The organism is Pantoea sp. Ae19-2 (assembly GCF_059801205.1).
Genome location: NZ_JBCHWE010000003.1, coordinates 38,295 through 58,641 on the forward strand (window position 1 = coordinate 38,295; position 20,347 = coordinate 58,641).

Below are 20,347 nucleotides of genomic sequence, written 5' to 3' on the forward strand. Positions count from 1 at the left end.
GCTGTTATTTAATGTTCGGCGTGCTGGCGCAGGCGCTGAGGGTCGAGAACCTGAATCTGCTCGCCGTGAATCGCAATGATATTGTCTTCCCGCAGTTCGGATAAAATGCGGTTAATGCTGCGCGGAGCCACCGCAAACTGCTCGCTTAATTGCTGCTTATTAAGCGGAATACTGCCCTGTATTTGCTGGTATTTCTGCCACAGCACCAGGCAAAGACGCTGATGTAACGAATAAAGAATGTCTTCCCCGGCCTTTTTGGAGAGCTGATAATATTGATCGCTCACGGCCTGTAATATTTTTTGATTAAAGTAATTGTCTAACCCCAGCCAGCGAATAAACTCTTCCCGCGTCAGCACTAAAAGCGCCGCGTCGCTAACCGTTTCTACCGAGCAGATGTATTGCCGTCGCTCGAAGATTTCCAGCTCCCCCAGAATGTCGCCTTTTTTATAGAGCGCCTGGGAATATTTTCGCCCGTCGTCGGCGGTGGTGAAAACGTCGATTTCCCCTTTAACAATCAGGTGGAATTCATCGCAAATTTCCCCCTGGCGAAAAATCAGCGAGCCGCGTGGGTAATGTTTTAGCTGCCAGCTGCGCAGAATATCCAGCGGGCAATACTTCAGCAGCTCATACAGCACCGGGTCGCCGGTCACGCGTTCAATGACGTTCAGCCAGTCGCCGGGTCTGTTCTCGTTTTTCATGCTGTTCACTATAAAATTTCCCGTCAAATAAGGACAGGACGCCCGTCCCGCGTTGCCCACAGATTAGCGTGAAAACTGCCAGCGGGATCTTAAATCCGCATCGTGGCCGGGACATTTGTCCCGCCAGGGCGCAGGTGGGGTGGGCGATTTGTTTGTTTTTCGTACATACTGTTTTTGACGTTCACCCAATCTATTAACTGTTTATGATTTTAATCAAGGAGTTAACATGTCTGGTTGGTTCGAATTAAGCAAAAGCAGCGACGGGCAGTTTAAGTTCGTGCTCAAGGCGGGCAATGGCGAAGTGGTCCTCACCAGCGAGCTGTATAAAACCCGCGCCTCGGCGGACAACGGTATCGCCTCCGTGCGAACCAACAGCCCGCTGGAGGAGCGCTACGACAAGAAGGTTGCCAGCAACGGGAAGTTCTACTTCAACCTCAAGGCCGGCAATCATCAGGTGATTGGTACCAGCCAGATGTACGCCACGGAGCAATCCCGGGATAAAGGCATTGCCTCGGTGAAAAATAACGGTGGAACCGAAACGGTGAAAGACAAGACTTAACCGGAACCAGGGCGGCGGGGCAATCCGCGAGCATTCACCTGGGTGATGTTTTCGCGTGATGCTGCCCCGGCCGCCTTTTCCCGGTCGCAGCCTCAATGGCTTGTTGTTTATCGCCGGGAGCCTGGCCGTAAAAATGAAAGTTGAATCCTCCCCTGCGGCGTATCGCCCTTTAGAACTTCACCTGTCCATAGCGAGTCAAACGCCCGGCACGGATCTCCCGCAGCTTGTCTCACACATCAAAGGCAAAACCGGCATCGTGCCTGAGCACCTTATCCCGCTTCAAAAAGTCGCCTCGGAACACAATTGCATCATTGCCGTTCGCCCGGTGGACAAGCTGGCAACGGCGCTGATTGAGGCCGGGTATCCGACCAAAGGATTTCACATCAAGGGGAAAAGCGCCTCGTGGGGGCCGCAGGCGGGGTTTATCTGCGTGGAGCAGCGGTTCAGCAAGCTGGAGAATGCCTCGCCCGAGCGAATCGCGAAGTTTAACCTGCAAACGCAGGCCTGCATTGTTGACGGGCATGCTGCCGCCGTGCCGCTGGAAGTTTCCCAGAGCCGCCTGCACGACCTGTTTGAGCAGGGGCTTATCGACAAGCTGTCACCTGAGAGCGCCGGCGGCGTGAGTCATCTCAGGGCCAGCGGGCCGGGCGGGGAGCTTTATGCGTTTGAGGCCCGGCGCCTGCCGGGCAGCGGAGAAGCGCGGTATCAAATTTCCCATCACGGTGTACCCCTGCAGGTGCTTGCCCCACACGCTGAAGCCCGGCCCTTCACCGCGGATTATGATCTGCTGGTCATCGCCCCGCACGTCAGCGAGTTAGGGCCTGAGGATAATTTGCAGGTGCCGGATGTGTCGCATCAGGTATTTCGCCAGCGGCTGGAAAATTACCGCACGCTGCCTGAGCACCAGGCGCTGGTGGGGGACGGGGAAAAAGTGGTGCATCACGCAACGGACAGCGCCAACCCGGTTACCGATCCTGAGAGCAACTACCCGGCCACGTTCGCGCTGCCCCATAAAATCGGGCGCTTTGCACCTTTGTGCATTATTGAAAACAAAGACGATCTTGCGGAGCTGGTGCTTCAGGCCAAGAACGCGGGCTACCACGTGCCGCTGAATCCGCTGTGGGAAAAGGAGGTCCTTGGCGTGCGCAGCGACAGGTTTACTGCCGCAAAGTTAACGCTGGAGGCGGCGCAGTTCACAAGGCCGATTCGGCAGCGCTAAAGTCGCGTTTCGATATATCGCAGGGAGAAATCCCAAAAGCGCATTCATTGTTCAAAAAATAATCGTCGGCGGGTCGATACTGAAACCAGAAGCATATGACTTACCCAAAAGTTAACTCACAGAGGGATATGCTGATGAACAGAGATCTACAGGCAGTAAAGAATTTTGATTTTCTGGCGCGCAGCTTCGCGCATATGCAGGCTTCGGGGCAGCAGGTGAATCTCCAGGCCGTGACAGGCAACATGAGCCGTGAGCAGAAAACGTGGTTCTGCGAACGCTTCAACCAGTATTGCGAAGAAGAATTCCGGGCCGCCGAGCTCGAACATTGAAATAACGGGCCATGCGGCCCGTTAAAGTTGCAGACAAAGAAGGAAAAAGCGTGGTTTTTCCTTCTTTGTGGCGAGCAGCCGAAAATCAATGGATTGATTCTCCAGTTTATTTTCAGGTAACAGATTGCAGAACTTTATCCGCATGAGCTTTGTCATCAGTCTCGACGGGCCAGATGGCCCGTTATCTGTTTTAGCCCTTCAAAACGCCTGTTTCATCCAGACTCTCGTCAATTACCTGTTATCCGGCTGGGCGCGAACGTTGTTCAACCCGCTGGTGTTGATCCGGTATGGCAGCCCGTTGCTGGATTTAATCAGCTTCTTGGTTCTGAGCTTTTTGAACACGGCCAGCGTGCAGTCGCTAAGCAGTAACCCTTCGCGGGAGTAACATTCAACGGCGGTGACGCGGCCTGACGAGTCGCGAGTGTGAACGATGCGTCCCCCTTTCGCTAAAATGTGAAGGGTACGCTGTTCCTGACGGGATAAATTCATGCTGAAAAACCTTTTATCATCATGTGCAAAACGTGCCAACACAACGCGTGTGTTCGCATAAGAGTTAAGCGCAGTGATAATCAGTCCGGCCTGTGACAGGCGGGGCACTGATTATCAGATGATGACATTCTCCAGCATCAAGCCTCTGAGTAAGTTCGGTAGAAACAACGGGCGGATAATAACACAGAAAAACTAAAGGGAAATAATTAAGGGATCCAGTTGTCCCACGCTGGCTGCGGCGAAAGCTCCCCCACAAGGAAATCAATAAACGACCTGACCTTAGGATTGCTGTATTTGCTCGGGAAATAGAGGGCGTACAGCGCATGGGTTTCGTAAGTGATGATGCCGTCCAGCAGCAGCGGGGTTAGTTCATCCTTTTGAATATGGTCGCCAATCAGATAGGTGGGCAGGTAGGCGACGCCCTGATTTTCCAGTACGGATTTAAGCAGTACCAGGCTGCTGTTGGCCTGGATTGGCGTACGCATTTTTACCAGGTGCTGCCGTTCGTGCTCGTCTGTAGTTTTAATCTGCGGTGTCAGCCCTGGGTAAACCAGGCAGTCGTGCGTGACCAGATCCGTGCGTTTGCCCGGCATCCCTTTCTTGCTGAGGTAGTCTGCGGTGGCACAGTAAGCCCAGCGAACTGGAGCCAGTTTGCGCATGGCGTAATTTTGCGGCGGAGAGGTGGATATTCGCAGGGCGATATCGAAGTCGGATTCATTAAGATTAATAAAGTTATCGTTGAGATCAATATAAAGATTCACATCGGGGAAGTTCGCCCGGTATTTATCAACAAGGTTGACCAGCCTGGCGTAGCCAAACGCAATAGAACAGGTGATGCGCAATTCACCCTGCGGATTGTTGTAATAGCTTGATGTGGTATTTAGCGTGTCGTCGAATTCTTTAATTAACTTATTAGCGCGGTTAAACAAATATTGCCCCGCATCGGTTAGCGTGATGCTGCGGGTCGTTCTTTTGATAAGCGTTGTGCCCAGTAAATCCTCCAGCGCCGCCAGGCTCTTGCTCACCGCCGAAGGCGACACGCTGAGCTGTGCCGCCGCTTCAGACAGCCCGCCGCAATCGATAATTTTGACGAATACCTCGAGATGCTTGAGTGAAATTGGCGCGCTCATTTTTTCCTTTTATTCACAAGTGATTTGAGGAAACGGTATTAATTCCCCATACCAATCCAATTTCAAAAGTGTAACTATTGCGCTGTAGTAAATAAATAAGTTGGAAAATGAATTTTATACATTATTAGTGATTTTCATCACAAAAGTCCGGGGATTTAATTACAGCAGTTGGTAATTGTGATTTTCGTCCCAGTTATTATTACTTTTATTGAGAAGGTATCCTTTATGTGGACACGCCTCGAACCTTACAAATCATCTTTTGTTCTTTTATTTGCTCTCATTGTCGGCGGCTTGCTGGGTATTTATGCCCCAACTTACGCCATTAAATTACAACCTGTCGGGCAAATATTCCTCAACCTGTTGTTTGTGATTATTGTGCCGCTGGTTGGCGTCAGCGTGATGTCATCTATTGCCGGCATGACCGACCTTAAACGGTTAGGCCGCATCATGGTGGTTATTTTTATTGTTTCCATCGCCATGGCGCTTATTCCCGCCGCAGGCATTGTGCTGCTGGCGCTTTGGTACAACCCGGCACATGGCGTGACCATCGATCTTTCCCATTCGGTGAAAGGCGGCTCAGGGGAGATGGATTTTGTCAGCATGGTGACCACCAGCGACTTTGTCGGGTTGTTCTCCAAGTCGAACATCCTGGCGCTGATCGTGATTGCGATTATCGCCGGTGTAGCGATTGGTCAGTCGGCGGATGCGGGTAAACGCATCGCCGCTCTGCTGCAGGACGCCAATACCGTTATCATGAAAATTGTCTCTATTATCATGAAGGTGGCACCTGTCGGCCTGGGCTGCTACTTCGCTGCAACCATGGCGAGCCAGGATGCTTCGCTGCTGATGACCTTCGCTCGAGCCATCGGATTATTTATGGCGGCAACGCTTATCTATTACGTGCTTGGCTCCATTTTCTATTCGTGGATTGGCGGCGGGCTTCCGGCAGTAAAAGCGTTCTGGAAACACGCGATTGAACCTTCCGCGACCGCGCTGGGCACCTGCTCTTCGCTCGGTACTCTGCCGGTTACGCTGCGTGCGGGCAAGGCTATGGGCATCAACCCTGAAATCGTCGATGTCTCGATTCCGCTGCTGGTGAACCTCAATAAAGGCGGCGTGGCGATGATTGCCGCGTTGAAAATCGTCTTTATCTATTCAGTTCTTGGCCTGCCATTTACCAGCGAAACCTTCTTCCTCGCGATGCTGATTGCCGTGCTGTCGGCCATCATCGTTGGCGGCGTGCCGGGCGGCGCGTTCCTCGGGGAGATCTTTATTGTCACGACGCTGGGGCTGCCGATGGAAGCCATCCCGCTGCTGGTGGTGCTTGGCACCATTACCGATGCACCGGCCACGCTCATCAACGTGATCCACGATCTTAATGCGGCACAAATCGTGGAACGCTTCGCCGGAAAGAAGCGTGGTGAACCGGAAACCAGCGCTCCGCTGGCCGCAAACAGCCTCGCTGGCTAAGCCCTCTGAATGGAATGAATCAGGAAATAACGGGAGAATTTTATGAAACAGAAAAGTCATCTTGAAACTCAGCTGATCGTCGCCGGGCGTGAAAAACGCTACACCCAGGGGGCGGTAAATGCGGTTATCCAGCGCGCGTCCTCGCTGGTATTTGACAGCGTGAAAGCCAAAAAATTTGCCACTGCCAACCGGGCAAACGGCGAACTGTTCTATGGCCGCAGAGGCACGCTGACGCATTTTTCCTTCCAGAAGGCGATGACGGAGTTAGAAGGCGGTGCCGGGTGCTCGCTTTATCCGTGCGGCGCGGCGGCGGTCACCAATGCGATTCTGGCTTTTGTCAGCGGCGGAGATCATATCCTGATGACCGGCGCGGCCTATGAGCCAACGCAGGATTTCTGCAACAAGATCCTGAGCAAATTCAACGTCTCAACAACGTATTACGATCCGCTGATTGGCGCCGGGATCGCTGAGCTCATCCAGCCGAATACCCGCGTTGTTTTCCTTGAGTCTCCGAGCTCAATTACCATGGAGGTTCAGGACGTGCCCGGCATGATTAAGTCTATTCGCGCCGTTAACCCAGAAATTGTTGTCATGCTGGACAATACCTGGGCCGCCGGGGTGCTATTCCGTGCGCTGGATTGTGGTGTAGATATCTCGATTCAGGCCGGGACCAAATACACCATCGGCCATTCGGACGGCATGTTGGGGACGGCGGTTGCCAACGAACGCTGTTGGGATCGCCTGCGTGAAAACTCGTACCTGATGGGCCAGACGCTGGATGCCGATACGGCGTATATGGCTGCCCGTGGCCTGCGCACGCTGGGGGTGAGGTTGAAGCAACATGAGGAAAGCAGCCTCGCGATTGCCCGCTGGCTGTCGGCTCATCCGCTGGTGGAACGGGTTAACCATCCCGCGCTGGCTGAATGTCCGGGACATGCGTTCTTCGAACGCGACTTTTCCGGCAGCTCCGGCCTGTTCTCCTTTGTGCTAAAACAGCGCCTGACGGACGAGCAGCTTGCGGGTTACCTGGATAATTTTACGCTGTTCCATATGGCGTATTCCTGGGGCGGGTTTGAGTCACTGATCCTGGCCAACCAGCCGGAAGAGCTGAACGACATTCGTCCGGCAGGCAAAGTTGACTTCAGCGGCACGCTGGTGCGAGTCCATATTGGCCTGGAAAACGTTGAAGAACTGATTGCTGACCTGGAAGCCGGTTTTACCCGCATCGCCTGATTCCCTCTTTTGCCGCCCGCAAGGGCGGCTTTCTCGCCCGAGTTATTCTGCTATTTCCTTTGTTTTGGAATAAAATATTCGTGATTGTGTTCACGCACATGGAATAAAATATTCCATACTATGCACAACAGAACACACATAACGGATGTCCCGATGAAAATTAACTTAACCAAACTGGTCACCGAAGGCCGCAATCCGGCCAGCGCGGAAATCGACACTCTGCCCACCTTAGAGATGCTTAAAGTTATTAATAATGAAGACAAGCAGGTGCCGCTGGCGGTGGAAGCCACGCTGCCGCAGGTCGCTCAGGTTGTCGATAAAGTGGTGGCGGCTTTCGCCCAGGGCGGCAGGCTGATTTACAGCGGCGCAGGAACGTCCGGCCGTCTGGGGATCCTGGATGCAAGTGAGTGCCCGCCAACCTTTGGCACGCCGCGTGAGCAGGTCGTCGGGCTGATTGCCGGTGGGCACCCGGCCATTTTGCAGGCGGTAGAAAACGCCGAAGACAACCGTGAAATGGGTGAGCAGGATCTGCGTAACCTGAACTTCAGCGCGCGTGACGTGCTGGTAGGGATTGCCGCCAGCGGGCGCACGCCTTACGTACTGGGCGCTATGGCCTATGCAAAAAGCGTGGGGGCCACCGTCGCCGCAGTCTCCTGTAATCCGGGCAGCGAAATGAGCCTGGCGGCGGATATCGCCATTGAACCGGTCGTCGGCCCGGAAATCGTCACCGGCTCTTCACGCATGAAGGCCGGGACGGCGCAAAAGCTAATCCTGAATATGATCACTACCGGGTCGATGATTCGCAGCGGCAAAGTCTACGGCAACCTGATGGTGGATGTGGAAGCCACCAACGCCAAGCTGATCCAGCGCCAGGTCAATATTGTGGTGGCGGCGACCGAATGCAGCCCGGAGCAGGCCGAAGCGGCGCTTAGCGCCTGCCGCCGCCACTGCAAAACGGCGATCTTCATGCTGCTGAGCGGCCTGTCAGCCGAAGAGGCAAGCGATCTGCTGGCGAAAAAACAAGGCTTTATACGTGAAGCATTACGGGGGTTAAACGGGTAGCTATGGCGAAAATCACCGGCTCGATGATGGCAGACATCCTGCGCCTGACGGGCGGCAGCGGCAATATCCTTGTCTGCGGCAACTGCATGACGCGCCTCAGGCTGACGCTCAAAAACAGAGATCTCGTTCAGCACGACGACCTGAAGAAAATCCCCGGCGTGATGGGCGTGGTCAACGGCGACGACCAGCTGCAAATTATTCTCGGCCCCGGCAAAGCGCAAACCGCCAGCGAGCTGATGAATGGCCTGTTAAAGCAGGAGGGCTTAAGCGAGCCGGAGCGTGGCGAAAGCGCGGACCTGGCCGCGCTCGCCAGCCAGAACAAACAGCAGATGAAGGCGAAGCAGAACAGCGCGGTGCATAACTTCCTCACCAAGTTTGCCACCATCTTCACGCCGCTGATCCCGGGCTTTATCGCCGCCGGGCTGCTGCTGGGTATTGCCACGCTGCTGCAGCAAACGCTGATCGTTGAAGGCACAGCGCCTGCGGCCTGGCTGACCCAGCTTATCGCCTATATGAAGGTATTCAGCATCGGGCTGTTTACCTTCCTGAGCATTCTGATTGGCTTCAACACCCAGAAAGCTTTCGGCGGCACCGGCGTGAACGGGGCAATCATCGCCTCGTTGTTTATTCTGCGCTACGTGCCGGAAGGCAAAGTGGGCTACTACGCCGGGATGGATACCTTCTTCGGGCTGGCTATCGACCCGCGCGGCAACATTATTGGCGTGCTGCTGGCCTGTATGCTCGGAGCGTGGATCGAACGCCAGGTTCGACGGATGATCCCGGACAACCTGGATATGATCCTCACCTCGACGATCACCTTATTGATCACCGGGGCGATCACTTTTGTGGCGATCATGCCCATCGGCGGCGAGCTGTTCAAAGGCATGTCCTGGCTGTTTATGCACCTGAACGGCAACCCGTTCGGCACGGCGATTCTGGCCGGGCTGTTCCTGATTGCCGTGGTGTTTGGTATTCACCAGGGATTTGTCCCGGTCTACTTCGCGCTGATGGATGCCCAGGGCTTTAACTCGCTGTTCCCGATTCTGGCGATGGCCGGTGCGGGGCAGGTGGGCGCGGCGCTGGCTCTGTTTGCCCGCTCGCCGAAAGGCTCGGTCCTGCGTACGCAAATCAAAGGGGCGATTATTCCCGGCCTGCTGGGCATTGGTGAGCCGCTGATTTACGGCGTGACGCTGCCGCGCCTGAAGCCGTTTATTACCGCCTGTATCGGTGGCGGCATCGGCGGGTTCTTTATCGGGCTGGTGGCCTGGCTGGGGCTGCCCGTCGGACTGAATACGGTGTTTGGGCCGTCAGGTTTGGTGTCGATTCCGCTGATGACTTCCCATCAGGGGATCTTCGCCGGGATGGCGGTTTACGTTGCCGGGATTGTTATCGCCTATGTGGCCGGGTTTATCATGACCTGGTGTTTTGGCAGTAAGAACGTTGATTTGACTTAAGTTAATATGACTCTTGCCCGCCCGCCTTCTGCGGGCGGCGTTATTCCCGCTCAGCAGCTAACCTTGCCCACTTTTTTTCTAAGGACGGAAAGGCATTAGCGATAATTTTTTATTCTTTTATGGAATCGTTGCCGTTGGAAATACTGCTCTCTCCCCCGAGACAGGAGCAGAATCATGGCAGCAAAACGACACTCACTCTGGCTGGTTGCACTGGCCCTAATTGCGGCTCAGGCCCACGCGGTGGACGTTACCGTGGCGTACCAAACCTCCGCCGAACCCGCCAAAGTTGCGCAAGCCGACGACGCTTTTGCCAAAGATAGCGGGGCGAAAGTGGAATGGCGTAAGTTCGACAGCGGCGCGAGCGTGGTGCGTGCGCTCGCCTCGGGCGATGTGCAAATCGGCAATATCGGCTCCAGCCCGCTGGCCGTTGCCGCCAGCCAAAACGTACCGATTGAAGTCTTCCTCCTGGCCTCCCAGCTCGGTAACTCTGAAGCGCTGGTGGTCAAAAAAGGCATCAAAACGCCGCAGGACCTGATCGGCAAACGCATCGCCGTGCCGTTTATTTCTACTACCCATTACAGCCTGCTGGCTTCCCTCAAGCATTGGGGCATCAAGCCGGATCAGGTTCAAATTCTAAATCTTCAGCCTCCGGCAATTATTGCCGCGTGGCAGCGCGGGGATATCGATGCCGCTTACGTCTGGGCTCCGGCGGTGAACGAGCTGGAAAAAGACGGCAACGTGCTCACGGACTCGGCGCAGGTGGGCAAATGGGGCTCCCCGACGCTTGACGTCTGGGTCGTACGTAAAGACTTTGCTGAAAAACATCCTGATGTGGTCACCGCTTTTGCCCGCAGCGCCGTTGCGGCTCAGAAAGGCTACCTCGACAATCCTGACGGCTGGCTTCAGCAGCCGGACAACCTGAGCAAGCTTTCGCGCCTGAGCGGCGTACCGGAAAACGACGTCCCGGGGCTGGTGAAGGGCAATACCTACCTGACGGCGAAGCAGCAGGTTGAGCAGCTTAGCGGCCCGGTGAATAAAGCCATCGTGGACACCGCGCACTTCCTGAAAGAGCAGGGCAAAGTGCCGGCGGTCGCCACCGATTATAGCCAGTTTGTGACCGACCGCTTCGTGAAGCCGCTGGCGCAGTAAACAGGAGACACGGCGATGCTACAGGTTTCGCATCTCAGCGCGGAGTACGGCGGCAAGCCGGTACTCGACGACATTAATCTGACGGTGGACGAGGGCGAGCTGCTGGTGGTGCTCGGCCCTTCCGGCTGCGGTAAGACCACGCTGCTTAACCTGATCGCCGGTTTCGTTCCCTATCATTCCGGCAGCATTACGCTTCAGGGCAAAACGGTTGCAGGCCCTGGCGCCGAGCGCGGGGTTGTTTTTCAGAACGAAGGGCTGCTGCCCTGGCGATCGGTACTGCATAACGTGGCCTTCGGACTGCAGCTTGCCGGGCAGGCTAAGCCCGAGCGGGAAGAGATTGCGCTCGACATGCTGCGCAAGGTTGGACTGGAAGATAAGGCGAAAAACGCCATCTGGCAGCTTTCGGGCGGGCAGCGGCAGCGGGTGGGCATTGCCCGGGCGCTGGCGACGAAGCCCCAGCTTTTGTTGCTGGACGAGCCGTTTGGTGCGCTGGATGCCTTTACCCGCGAGCAGATGCAAACTCTACTGCTGAAGCTGTGGCACGAAAGCCGTCGGCAGGTGCTGCTGATCACCCACGACATTGAAGAGGCGGTCTTTCTGGCGACGGAACTGGTCTTGCTCTCGCCAGGCCCTGGCCGCGTACTGGAGCGGCTTCAGCTTGATTTTGGCCGTCGCTTTGCCGCCGGAGAGCCGTGCCGAAGCATCAAATCCGATCCAGAATTTATCGCCAAACGTGAATACGTGCTGAGCCGCGTGTTCGATCAGCGGGAGGGCTTCTTATGAGCATAGTGATTCCGGACAAACCCGTGCGCCGCAGGCTTGCCTTGCGCTGGCCGTTTTCGCGTCAGCTTACCCTGAGCGCAACCACGCTGGTGGCGTTGGTGCTGCTGTGGTGGTGGGTGGCGGCGCAGCATTGGATAAGCCCGCTGTTTCTGCCGCCACCGGGGCAGGTGCTGGCGAAGCTTATCACCATCGCCGGGCCGCAGGGCTTTATGGACGCCACGCTTTGGCAGCATCTGGCCGCGAGCCTGGGGCGCATTCTTACCGCGCTTGCCGCTGCGGTGTTGATAGGCATCCCGGTGGGCATTGCAATGGGGCTGAGTCCCACCGTGCGCGGCATTCTTGATCCGCTGATCGAGCTTTACCGCCCGGTGCCGCCGCTGGCCTATTTACCGCTGATGGTGATTTGGTTTGGCATCGGCGAGACATCCAAAATCCTGCTGATTTACCTGGCGATTTTTGCGCCGGTGGCCATGTCCACCATGGCGGGCGTGCGCAGCGCGAAGCAGGTACGCATTCGTGCGGCTCAGGCGCTCGGGGCATCTCGCTGGCAGGTTATCTGGCATGTGATTTTGCCGGGCGCGCTGCCGGAAATTCTGACCGGATTTCGCATTGGGCTGGGCGTGGGCTGGTCCACGCTGGTGGCCGCAGAGCTTATCGCCGCCACGCGCGGGCTGGGCTTTATGGTGCAGTCCGCCGGTGAGTTTCTGGCGACCGACGTGGTGCTGGCCGGGATCGGCGTCATTGCCGTCATCGCATTTTGTTTAGAACTGGGGCTACGGGCGCTACAGCGCCGCCTGACCCCGTGGCATGGAGAAGGGCAATGAGTGAAAAAGTGAACATTAAGCCGTTGGGGCCGTATATCGGGGCGCAGGTTGACGGCGTGGATTTAACGCGCGGCCTGAGCGACAACCAGTTCGAGCAGATTTACCACGCGCTGATCCGCCATCAGGTGCTGTTCTTCCGCGAGCAGGAAATTACGCCCGAGCAGCAGCGCGCGCTGGCTCTGCGTTTCGGCGATCTGCATATTCACCCGGTTTACCCGCATGCCGAAGGCGTGGAAGAAATTATCGTGCTGGATACCCACAACGATAATCCGCCGGATAACGACAACTGGCACACCGACGTGACCTTTATTGAAACGCCGCCTGCCGGAGCGATTCTGGCGGCGAAGCAGCTGCCGGAAACCGGCGGCGATACGCTGTGGACCAGCGGGATTGCCGCTTATGAGGCGCTGTCCGAGCCGTTTAAAAAGCTGTTGTCCGGGCTCGAGGCCGAGCACGATTTCCGTAAATCGTTCCAGGAGTATAAGTACGCCCACAGCGAAGTCGAACACCAGCGCTGGCGCGAAGCCGTGGCGAAGAACCCGCCGCTGCGCCATCCTGTGATTCGCACGCATCCGGTCAGCGGCAAGCAGGCGCTTTTCGTCAACGAAGGCTTTACCACGCGCATTGTTAACCTGACAGAAAAAGAGAGCGAGACGCTGCTGGGCTTCCTGTTTGCCCACATCACCAAACCAGAGTTCCAGGTACGCTGGCGCTGGCAGCAAAACGATATTGCCATCTGGGACAACCGCGTGACGCAGCATTACGCCAACGCCGATTATCTCCCGGCTCGCCGTATCATGCACCGCGCGACAATCCTCGGGGATAAGCCTTTCTGGCGCGGCTGAGCATCCGAAGGTGTGATTGATATTCGCTCTTTTGGTGGTTATTATAACCACCAAATTTCACTTCATGGATGAAGGAATGACAAGTGCAGAGCTGATAAGGATGTTGAAAAAGTTGGGATGGCTACACGTGCGTACCAGAGGCAGCCACCACATTTTTGAAAAAGAAGGTGAGGCAAACCCTGTCGTGGTACCCCACCCAACCAAGGATTTGGCCCCGGAACGTTGCATAAAATTCTTAAGCAACTGGGTGAGAAATGAATAAGTGGCGTGCCAACGAGTAGCGCTTTCAGGAGAGAGGAACGTATGAAATATCCTGTGTATTTGCACCAGGCCGAAAGTGGAAGCTGGTCAGGGTTTGTGCCGGATATTGAAGGCTGCTATTTCGCCGGAGACACCATCGATGAGGCTATCGATGACGCCCATGGCGCGATTAATGCTCATCTGGAATATCAAAGCGAGAAAGGCAGAGCGGTGCCTGTTGCTCTGACGATTAACGATCATAAAAATGATGAGAGTTGCCAGGGGGGCGTTTGGGGATTTGTTGATATCGATATTACCCGGTACGAAGGTAAATCGGTAAAATTGAATATTACGTTGCCACAATCCTTGCTGGCGAGAATCGATAGCTATGTCAGTGGTAATAGGGAGTACGCCAGCCGAAGTGGTTTTTTAGCAGAGCTGGCTCGCCGTGAATTAACTAAACGCCTGTAGCTTCTCATCACGAATATGGCCCGCCAGGTGCGGGCCTTGTTGTTTTTACAACTTAAGCCCGCACCTTCACCGTAACCAGCACCGCTGTCAGCAGCATCAGGCTGCCGGACAAGATAAGCGGGGCCAGCAGGCCGAGGTTATCCAGCGCGAGGCCGCCTATTGCCGCCCCGCAGGTGTTGGCCAGTTGAATTACGGCCACCTGAATTGACCCGGCTTTTTCCGCCTGATCTGCCAGCGAGCGGGTGATCCACGTTGACCAGCCGACCGGTACGAGGGCAAAGGCCAGCCCCCAGACAATAGCAATCACCGATGCCACGGCTTTGTTCGTCCCCCACAGCACCAGTATCGCCGCGCTGATAGCGAGAATTAATGGCGCGCAGGCCAGGGCCAGCTTGAGCGATCGTTTCAGGATCGGGGCGGAAAGAGAGGTGCCGACGAAGCTGGCAATACCGAAGCTCAGCAGCACCAGCGTCAGGCCGTCCACGTCAAAGCCCGCCAGGGTCATATAAACCGGGCGAATATAGGTAAAGAACGAGAACTGCCCGGCGAACGCCATGAAAATTGCCAGCATACCCGCCAGCACGCCCGGGCGTTTGAGCAGGCCAAACATGTTTTGCTTCTGGTGCGCCGCTTCCCCTGGCAGAGAAGGCAGCGCTTTCCAGACCCAGATAATACAGGCGACGCCCATCAGGGCGGCGGCGTTAAAGACGTTGCGCCAGCCGATGATCCCCCCGAGGAAGCTGCCCAGCGGGGCGGCAATCACTAGCGCAATCGAGACGGCTCCGAAGATAACGGACAGCGCCTTAGGCACCGTGCGCGCGGGCACAAGGCGCATGGTCAGCGAGGCCGACATTGCCCAGAACCCGCCCAATGCCAGCCCAAGACAGGCGCGACCAAGCAGCAGCAGAGAGAAGTTGCCCGCGAACGAAACCAGCAGGCAGGAGGCGGTGAGCAGCACGGCAAAAAGCAGCACCACGCGGCGGCGATCGGTCGATCCAATCAGGTTGGTGACAAACAGGCTGGCAAACATCGCCACAAAGGCGGTGACCGTGACCGACTGCCCGGCAAGGCCTTCGGAGATATTCAGTTCCTGCGCCATCGGCGTCAGCAGGCTAACCGGCAAAAACTCAACGGTAATCAGGCAGGCCACGCAAAACGCGATGGCAAAGACTGCCGACCAGTTGGGGCGTGTTACTGAGGTTGCCGGAATGGTATGGGGGGCGGTTTCATTCATCCTGAAGTCCTGGGTCAAAGTTTGGGGCAAGCCTTCCAGTGTATCACCGCTTGCGCAACGTCTTTAACCTTTTGGCAACTTCACTCAGTATTGCGCGGCAGGCGTTCAAGATCCCTTTATCTGAATCAAACAAAAAATAAACAAATTTAACAAAAAACGAACAATTTTCTGGGGCTAAGAGAATAATATAACCCCCTAAATTAACGAGGCTTTTATCTCTCCAGAATCATTTTCCCGAAAGGTTTACCTGGTCATTTCTTAGGCGTTATTAAGACTGAGCTTATGCAACATAAAGAATTGGTATCTATTACTTAAATAAAATTTAGCTTAATTTAGCCATACTTCGTAGCCCATCACGAATATATAAAAATTTCATCTTGAATTATTAAAGATAACTTTATACGGCACATTAAATTATGTGCTGGGGAAACGTTTGTCTTTAATTCTAATGAAACCACTGAGCATTCTAAGGAATTCCCACAGGATGTGGGGAATGCGTTATGCGGTCATTTAAGACCGATGATGATTCAAACGGAGTCATGAAGGATGCCTGACTCCGATGTGCGTTTTATATATGAAGGAATACCCATGAAATTAAGCAAAATCGCCTCTTCTCTGATCGCAACCGTTGCTCTGGTCAGCAGCGCCGCTAACGCAGCAGATCCTGTTACCGTTAATGGCGGGACCGTGCACTTCCAGGGCGAGCTGGTTAACGCCGCTTGTGCGGTAAGCACTCAGTCCGACGGCCAGATCGTTAAACTGGGCCAGTACCGTACCGCCGCTTTCACCAAAGTGGGCGATACCTCTTCCCAGATCCCATTCAACATCGTTCTGACCGATTGCGATAGCACCGTGGCGGCCACCGCTTCTGTGGCATTCACCGGCCAGACTGATGCGACCGACCCAACGCTGCTGGCGGTAAACTCCAGCGGGAATGCAACCACCGCGAAAGGCGTGGGTATCGAGATCCTGGATCGTACCTCTAAGACCCTGTCTCCGAACGGTTCTACCTTCTCTACCGCTCAGACTCTGAACGACGGTGAGAACACCATTCCGTTCACCGCTCGCTATAAAGCAACCGCTGCCACCGCGACTGCCGGTGCTGCGAACGCGGACGCAACTTTCGTTATGAAATACGAATAATCAGCCACGGCTGAGAGCACAGGGATGATTCAGCCTCACGGATGAGGCTTGTCCGACGCGAGTCCAGAGAGGACGATGATGATAAGGAAAATCCTGCTCCTGGCGATGCTGGCTGCGGTGAATCCCGTTCAGGCAAAGCGCATTGTGGTTATCCACGGTGGGGAAGTGCATATGCAGGGTGAGCTGGTTAACGGCGCCTGCGCCGTCGCACCTGAAAGTCAGGAAATGACGGTGCAAATGGGCCAGTACCCGAGCAACGTATTTAAAGATGTTGGCAGCTACGCGCCGCCCAGCATCCCTTTTACCCTTCGGCTGACGGACTGTCGCCCGGAGGTTTATGACCATGTGGGCATCGCGTTTCAGGGATCTACTCCTGCGGAAGATCCTCTGGTCTTTCTGGCCACGTCCAGCGTAAGTGGCAATGACGCCAGCAGCGGCATTGGCCTCGCATTATTCGACCAACAGCAGCAGCTGATTATTCCCAATAGCGAACCGGCGTCTTATTCGGAAATAACTACGCAGGAAATGAGTTTTCATTTTACTGCCCGTTATCGCGCGGTTTCTAAGCATATGTCGCCCGGAAATATTCGCTCTGACGTCTGGTTCACGCTGGTTTATCCCTGAACCTCTGCTTTTCCATTCTGGCTATTTTGATGGTACCTGTCGTGATGAACAAATTATATAAAGCCGCTTCGGCACTGATGCTCTCTTTAATGATGATGACTTTTAATGCGCAGGCTGCGGGCGGTATTGCCCTGGGCGCTACGCGCGTTATTTATCCGGCCGACGCGAAACAAACTTCGCTGGCCATCACCAACAGCGATCCGAAAGAGCGCTTCCTGGTGAACTCATGGATCGAGAACGATCTCGGCCAGAAAGAGAAAAGTTTTGTGGTTACGCCGCCGCTGTTTGTCAGTGAGCCAAAAAGCGAAAACACGCTGCGTATTATCTATGCCGGGCCGGCGTTACCGACGGATCGCGAGTCTATTTTCTGGATGAACGTGAAGGCCATTCCTTCCGTGGATAAAAACAGCGTTGAGGGAAAAAACGTCCTTCAACTGGCGGTGCTTTCCCGCATCAAACTGTTTGTACGCCCTAAAAATCTGCAGATGCAGCCGGAAGATGCGCTGAAAGAGATTCGCTTCGCGCGCAACGGTCAGTACCTGAAGATCAGTAACCCGTCGCCTTACTACGTTTCACTGGTCAACCTGAAAATGGGGAGTGAAAAACTGCCTAACACCATGGTGGCACCGAAAAATAGCGTGCAGGTTGCCGTACCGTCTGGCGTTCAGGGGGCGGTGAGCTTCCAGACTATGAACGACTACGGCGCGGTGACCAAAGCACAAGCGGGTGTCATGCAGTAACGCCAGGCGGGCAAAGGGAAGCCGATAAATCATGAAGAGATCAGTCTCGCGTAAAGTGTTTACGCTAGCGCCGCTGGCGGCGACCATTGTGGCCTCATTTTGGCCCGCGTTCGCTGCCGCTGAGAGCTATTTCAACCCGGCATTTTTGTCGGACGATACCGCGGCGGTGGCGGATCTGTCTCGCTTCGAAAAAGGCAGCAGCCAGCCGCCGGGCGTTTATCGCGTGGACATCTGGCGCAACGATGAATTTGTTGCCACCGAAGACGTGCATTTTACGGCGACGGAATCGAAAGTCCCTGCTTCTGAAGCCGTGAAGTCCGGCGGGCTGACGGCCTGCCTCGACGTCGACTGGCTCAAGCGGCTCGGGCTGAATATGCTGGCGTATCCTGAGCTGGCGAAATATAAGTCCGGGGAGTGCGTCCCCGTGATTACGGCCGTGCCAGGCGCTGAAATGAGCTATGACTTTTCGCGTCTGCGACTGGATATTAGCCTGCCACAGGCCTCTTTAATCAACAGCGCCCGCGGTTACATTCCACCGGATCAGTGGGATGAAGGGATCCCGGCGGCGCTGCTGAACTACACCTTCACCGGCAACCGCGGCACTTACAACGACAGCTACTATCTGAACCTGCAAAGCGGCCTGAATCTGGGCCCGTGGCGCCTGCGCAATAACGGGGCCTGGAACTACACCAGCGGCGATGGCCACCACCAGAATCAATGGCAGAATATCAGTACCACGCTGCAGCGCACGATTATCCCGCTCAAGGGCGAGCTGGTCATGGGCGACAGCAACACCGGCAGCGATGTGTTCGACAGCCTCGGGTTTCGTGGGGCGCGCCTCTATTCTTCCGACAGCATGTACCCGGACAGCCTGCAGGGCTACGCGCCAACCGTGCGCGGGATTGCCCGCACCAACGCCAAGATTGTTGTCCGCCAGAACGGCTACGTGATTTATCAGAGTTATGTCTCTCCGGGCGCGTTTGCCATCAGCGACCTTAACCCGACCTCTTCAAGCGGTGACTTAGAGGTTACGGTAGAGGAGAAAGACGGCTCTGTGCAGAAATACTCCGTGCCTTATTCCACCGTGCCGATGCTGCAGCGTGAAGGCCGATTTAAATATGATGTGGTGATGGGGGATTTCCGCAGCGGGAATAACCAGCAGGATAAGCCGTTCTTTACTCAGGGTACGTTGATTGCCGGTCTGCCGAACGGCTACACCGCCTATGGTGGGACACAGCTGGCAGAACGCTATACCGCCGTTGCGTTAGGTGCCGGGAAAAACCTCGGTGACTGGGGGGCGATTTCGCTCGATCTTACCCATGCGCGCAGCAAGCTGGCGGATGACAGCGATCATCAGGGGCAGTCGCTGCGCTTCCTGTACGCCAAATCCCTGAGCGGCTACGGAACTAACTTCCAGCTGCTGGGCTATCGCTACTCCACGCGCGGTTTTTACACTCTGGATGATGTGGCCTACCGGAATATGGAAGGCTACCAGTACGAGTGGCAAAACAATGACAGCAACCGGCAGGAGCTGGTGGCGACCAGCTATCACAACCTGCGCTACAACAAAAAGGGCCGATTTCAGGTCAATATCTCCCAGTCTCTGGGGGATTACGGCTCGGTCTATGTTTCCGGCAGCCAGCAAACTTACTGGGGAACCGATCAGGACAACACCTGGTACCAGCTGGGGTACTCCAGCGGCTGGCGCGGGATCAGCTACTCGCTTTCCTGGTCGTGGAGTAAGTCGCTCGGCCTGGCAGACACCAACCGGATTGTCGCCTTCAACCTTTCGATTCCGTTTAGCACGCTGCTTGGGCACGGTTATTCGCGCGATACGGCGCTGGATCGTGCCTACGCCACGATGGCCACAAGCCGCAGCTCTGACGGCAAAAATAGCTGGCAATCCGGGGTCGGCGGCACGCTGCTGGAAGGTCGCAACCTGAACTACAGCGTGAGTCAGGGGCATACCAGCAATAACGGCTATTCCGGCAGCGCCACTGCCAACTGGCAGGCCACGTACGGCACGCTTGGCCTGGGCTACAACTATGACCGCAACCAGCATGACTTCAACTGGCAGGCTTCCGGCGGCGTGGTCGGCCATGCGGACGGGGTGACCTTCAGCCAGCCGCTGGGCGACACCAACGTGTTGATTAAAGCGCCGGGCGCTTCCGGCGTCAGCATTGAAAACCAGACCGGGGTGAAAACCGACTGGCGTGGCTATGCCGTTATGCCGTATGCCACGGTTTACCGCTACAACCGCGTAGCGCTCGACACCAACACAATGGACAACCACACCGACATTGAAAACAACGTCAGCAGCGTAGTGCCGACGGAGGGTGCCCTGGTCCGCGCCACCTTCGATGCCCGAATTGGCGTGCGCGCCATCCTCACCGTTAAACGCGGCGACCGCCCGGTGCCGTTTGGTTCCGTGGTGCGGGAAGAGCAAAGCGGTGTGACCAGCATGGCCGGTGACGACGGGCAGATTTACCTCAGCGGCCTGCCGCTGAAGGGCAAATTGCTGATCCAGTGGGGCGACGGGAAGGGTTCCCAGTGCCGCGCCAACTATTCCCTGCCGGAAGAGAGCCTGAAACAGGCTATCGTCATGGCAACCGCCACCTGTTCATAGCGTGCGGAGAGATTCAGGAAGATGA

At 55.7% G+C, this 20,347-nt stretch carries 21 protein-coding genes; 17 read left to right on the plus strand and 4 right to left on the minus strand.

From position 1 onward, the window contains the following. Positions 1 to 8: 8 nt before the first annotated feature. Positions 9 to 707, minus strand: a complete 699-nt coding sequence (locus AAIE03_RS22375) for a Crp/Fnr family transcriptional regulator (protein WP_442892294.1) — start codon at positions 705 to 707, stop codon at positions 9 to 11. A 217-nt stretch (positions 708 to 924) separates the two neighbouring features. Between AAIE03_RS22375 and AAIE03_RS22380 the strand changes: the two genes are divergently transcribed. The 3 genes from AAIE03_RS22380 (at position 925) to AAIE03_RS22390 (ending at position 2,805) form a co-directional block, all read left to right on the plus strand. After that, the gene (locus AAIE03_RS22380) at positions 925 to 1,257 is read left to right on the plus strand and encodes a YegP family protein (protein ID WP_008460852.1); all 333 of its coding nucleotides are present in this window, start codon (positions 925 to 927) and stop codon (positions 1,255 to 1,257) included. Positions 1,258 to 1,390: 133 nt separating this feature from the next. Then, positions 1,391 to 2,476 (plus strand): anthrax toxin-like adenylyl cyclase domain-containing protein, encoded by a 1,086-nt coding sequence (locus AAIE03_RS22385; RefSeq protein ID WP_498563235.1) that lies wholly within the window; start codon positions 1,391 to 1,393, stop codon positions 2,474 to 2,476. A 128-nt stretch (positions 2,477 to 2,604) separates the two neighbouring features. After that, positions 2,605 to 2,805: a glycogen synthesis protein GlgS gene (locus tag AAIE03_RS22390; RefSeq protein ID WP_071530516.1), complete on the plus strand. Its 201-nt coding sequence runs from the start codon at positions 2,605 to 2,607 to the stop codon at positions 2,803 to 2,805. 231 nt (positions 2,806 to 3,036) lie between these two features. Here the strand turns inward: AAIE03_RS22390 and AAIE03_RS22395 are convergent, their stop codons facing one another. Continuing rightward, positions 3,037 to 3,294, minus strand: coding sequence for a YjhX family toxin (locus AAIE03_RS22395; protein ID WP_336708638.1), 258 nt, complete (start codon positions 3,292 to 3,294; stop codon positions 3,037 to 3,039). 206 nt (positions 3,295 to 3,500) lie between these two features. Continuing rightward, entirely contained in the window at positions 3,501 to 4,424 is a 924-nt protein-coding gene (locus AAIE03_RS22400) for a LysR family transcriptional regulator (RefSeq protein WP_336708640.1), read from the minus strand. 225 nt (positions 4,425 to 4,649) lie between these two features. Between AAIE03_RS22400 and AAIE03_RS22405 the strand changes: the two genes are divergently transcribed. The 10 genes from AAIE03_RS22405 (at position 4,650) to AAIE03_RS22450 (ending at position 13,955) form a co-directional block, all read left to right on the plus strand. Next, positions 4,650 to 5,894 (plus strand): dicarboxylate/amino acid:cation symporter, encoded by a 1,245-nt coding sequence (locus AAIE03_RS22405; protein WP_498563236.1) that lies wholly within the window; start codon positions 4,650 to 4,652, stop codon positions 5,892 to 5,894. 42 nt (positions 5,895 to 5,936) lie between these two features. Then, positions 5,937 to 7,127 carry a cystathionine beta-lyase gene (gene metC, locus AAIE03_RS22410; RefSeq protein WP_336708643.1) on the plus strand — a complete coding sequence of 397 codons (1,191 nt, stop codon included), beginning with the start codon at positions 5,937 to 5,939 and terminating at the stop codon, positions 7,125 to 7,127. A gap of 153 nt (positions 7,128 to 7,280) precedes the next feature. Then, positions 7,281 to 8,189 carry an N-acetylmuramic acid 6-phosphate etherase gene (gene murQ / locus AAIE03_RS22415; protein WP_336708644.1) on the plus strand — a complete coding sequence of 303 codons (909 nt, stop codon included), beginning with the start codon at positions 7,281 to 7,283 and terminating at the stop codon, positions 8,187 to 8,189. Between the two features lie 2 nt (positions 8,190 to 8,191). Continuing rightward, entirely contained in the window at positions 8,192 to 9,643 is a 1,452-nt protein-coding gene (gene murP, locus AAIE03_RS22420; RefSeq protein WP_336708646.1) for a PTS N-acetylmuramic acid transporter subunit IIBC, read from the plus strand. 174 nt (positions 9,644 to 9,817) lie between these two features. Continuing rightward, on the plus strand, positions 9,818 to 10,792 hold the full coding sequence (gene tauA / locus AAIE03_RS22425) for a taurine ABC transporter substrate-binding protein (RefSeq protein WP_336708648.1): 975 nt from the start codon (positions 9,818 to 9,820) through the stop codon (positions 10,790 to 10,792). Between the two features lie 15 nt (positions 10,793 to 10,807). After that, positions 10,808 to 11,575: a taurine ABC transporter ATP-binding subunit gene (gene tauB / locus AAIE03_RS22430; protein WP_008460871.1), complete on the plus strand. Its 768-nt coding sequence runs from the start codon at positions 10,808 to 10,810 to the stop codon at positions 11,573 to 11,575. Further along, positions 11,572 to 12,399, plus strand: coding sequence for a taurine ABC transporter permease TauC (tauC, locus tag AAIE03_RS22435; protein ID WP_166995162.1), 828 nt, complete (start codon positions 11,572 to 11,574; stop codon positions 12,397 to 12,399). The genes tauB and tauC overlap by 4 nt, the downstream gene beginning before the upstream one ends. Beyond that, entirely contained in the window at positions 12,396 to 13,244 is an 849-nt protein-coding gene (gene tauD, locus AAIE03_RS22440) for a taurine dioxygenase (RefSeq protein ID WP_166995164.1), read from the plus strand. The genes tauC and tauD overlap by 4 nt, the downstream gene beginning before the upstream one ends. Before the next feature lie 100 nt (positions 13,245 to 13,344). Next, positions 13,345 to 13,506: a type II toxin-antitoxin system HicA family toxin gene (locus AAIE03_RS22445; RefSeq protein ID WP_336708739.1), complete on the plus strand. Its 162-nt coding sequence runs from the start codon at positions 13,345 to 13,347 to the stop codon at positions 13,504 to 13,506. A gap of 41 nt (positions 13,507 to 13,547) precedes the next feature. Next, positions 13,548 to 13,955: a type II toxin-antitoxin system HicB family antitoxin gene (locus AAIE03_RS22450; RefSeq protein ID WP_008460879.1), complete on the plus strand. Its 408-nt coding sequence runs from the start codon at positions 13,548 to 13,550 to the stop codon at positions 13,953 to 13,955. A gap of 52 nt (positions 13,956 to 14,007) precedes the next feature. On the opposite strand, the gene nepI is transcribed toward AAIE03_RS22450, so the two are convergent. Next, a complete protein-coding gene (gene nepI, locus AAIE03_RS22455; protein WP_166995166.1) occupies positions 14,008 to 15,189 on the minus strand; it encodes a purine ribonucleoside efflux pump NepI in 1,182 nt (393 codons plus the stop codon). 588 nt (positions 15,190 to 15,777) lie between these two features. Here nepI and fimA point away from each other — a divergent pair. From fimA to AAIE03_RS22475, 4 genes are all read left to right on the plus strand, one after another. Next, positions 15,778 to 16,332 carry a type 1 fimbrial major subunit FimA gene (gene fimA, locus AAIE03_RS22460; RefSeq protein WP_008460883.1) on the plus strand — a complete coding sequence of 185 codons (555 nt, stop codon included), beginning with the start codon at positions 15,778 to 15,780 and terminating at the stop codon, positions 16,330 to 16,332. 78 nt (positions 16,333 to 16,410) lie between these two features. After that, entirely contained in the window at positions 16,411 to 16,956 is a 546-nt protein-coding gene (gene fimI, locus AAIE03_RS22465) for a type 1 fimbrial protein subunit FimI (protein WP_008460884.1), read from the plus strand. A gap of 44 nt (positions 16,957 to 17,000) precedes the next feature. After that, positions 17,001 to 17,696, plus strand: coding sequence for a type 1 fimbria chaperone FimC (gene fimC, locus AAIE03_RS22470; RefSeq protein ID WP_498563246.1), 696 nt, complete (start codon positions 17,001 to 17,003; stop codon positions 17,694 to 17,696). Between the two features lie 31 nt (positions 17,697 to 17,727). Beyond that, positions 17,728 to 20,322 carry a fimbrial biogenesis usher protein gene (locus AAIE03_RS22475; RefSeq protein ID WP_336708653.1) on the plus strand — a complete coding sequence of 865 codons (2,595 nt, stop codon included), beginning with the start codon at positions 17,728 to 17,730 and terminating at the stop codon, positions 20,320 to 20,322. Positions 20,323 to 20,347 lie beyond the last annotated feature (25 nt).

Bases quoted from the DNA above. Each gene is read 5' to 3' on its own strand.
- AAIE03_RS22390 (WP_071530516.1), top strand. From the start codon at position 2,605: ATGCTGATGAACAGAGATCTACAGGCAGTAAAGAATTTTGATTTTCTG.
- AAIE03_RS22395 (WP_336708638.1), bottom strand. From the start codon at position 3,294: ATGAATTTATCCCGTCAGGAACAGCGTACCCTTCACATTTTAGCGAAA.
- AAIE03_RS22450 (WP_008460879.1), top strand. From the start codon at position 13,548: ATGAAATATCCTGTGTATTTGCACCAGGCCGAAAGTGGAAGCTGGTCA.
- AAIE03_RS22405 (WP_498563236.1), top strand. From the start codon at position 4,650: ATGTGGACACGCCTCGAACCTTACAAATCATCTTTTGTTCTTTTATTT.
- AAIE03_RS22475 (WP_336708653.1), top strand. From the start codon at position 17,728: ATGAAGAGATCAGTCTCGCGTAAAGTGTTTACGCTAGCGCCGCTGGCG.
- AAIE03_RS22400 (WP_336708640.1), bottom strand. From the start codon at position 4,424: ATGAGCGCGCCAATTTCACTCAAGCATCTCGAGGTATTCGTCAAAATT.
- murP (WP_336708646.1), top strand. From the start codon at position 8,192: ATGGCGAAAATCACCGGCTCGATGATGGCAGACATCCTGCGCCTGACG.
- fimA (WP_008460883.1), top strand. From the start codon at position 15,778: ATGAAATTAAGCAAAATCGCCTCTTCTCTGATCGCAACCGTTGCTCTG.
- fimC (WP_498563246.1), top strand. From the start codon at position 17,001: ATGAACAAATTATATAAAGCCGCTTCGGCACTGATGCTCTCTTTAATG.
- nepI (WP_166995166.1), bottom strand. From the start codon at position 15,189: ATGAATGAAACCGCCCCCCATACCATTCCGGCAACCTCAGTAACACGC.
- tauC (WP_166995162.1), top strand. From the start codon at position 11,572: ATGAGCATAGTGATTCCGGACAAACCCGTGCGCCGCAGGCTTGCCTTG.
- AAIE03_RS22445 (WP_336708739.1), top strand. From the start codon at position 13,345: ATGTTGAAAAAGTTGGGATGGCTACACGTGCGTACCAGAGGCAGCCAC.
- AAIE03_RS22385 (WP_498563235.1), top strand. From the start codon at position 1,391: ATGAAAGTTGAATCCTCCCCTGCGGCGTATCGCCCTTTAGAACTTCAC.
- fimI (WP_008460884.1), top strand. From the start codon at position 16,411: ATGATAAGGAAAATCCTGCTCCTGGCGATGCTGGCTGCGGTGAATCCC.
- tauA (WP_336708648.1), top strand. From the start codon at position 9,818: ATGGCAGCAAAACGACACTCACTCTGGCTGGTTGCACTGGCCCTAATT.
- tauD (WP_166995164.1), top strand. From the start codon at position 12,396: ATGAGTGAAAAAGTGAACATTAAGCCGTTGGGGCCGTATATCGGGGCG.
- metC (WP_336708643.1), top strand. From the start codon at position 5,937: ATGAAACAGAAAAGTCATCTTGAAACTCAGCTGATCGTCGCCGGGCGT.
- murQ (WP_336708644.1), top strand. From the start codon at position 7,281: ATGAAAATTAACTTAACCAAACTGGTCACCGAAGGCCGCAATCCGGCC.
- tauB (WP_008460871.1), top strand. From the start codon at position 10,808: ATGCTACAGGTTTCGCATCTCAGCGCGGAGTACGGCGGCAAGCCGGTA.
- AAIE03_RS22380 (WP_008460852.1), top strand. From the start codon at position 925: ATGTCTGGTTGGTTCGAATTAAGCAAAAGCAGCGACGGGCAGTTTAAG.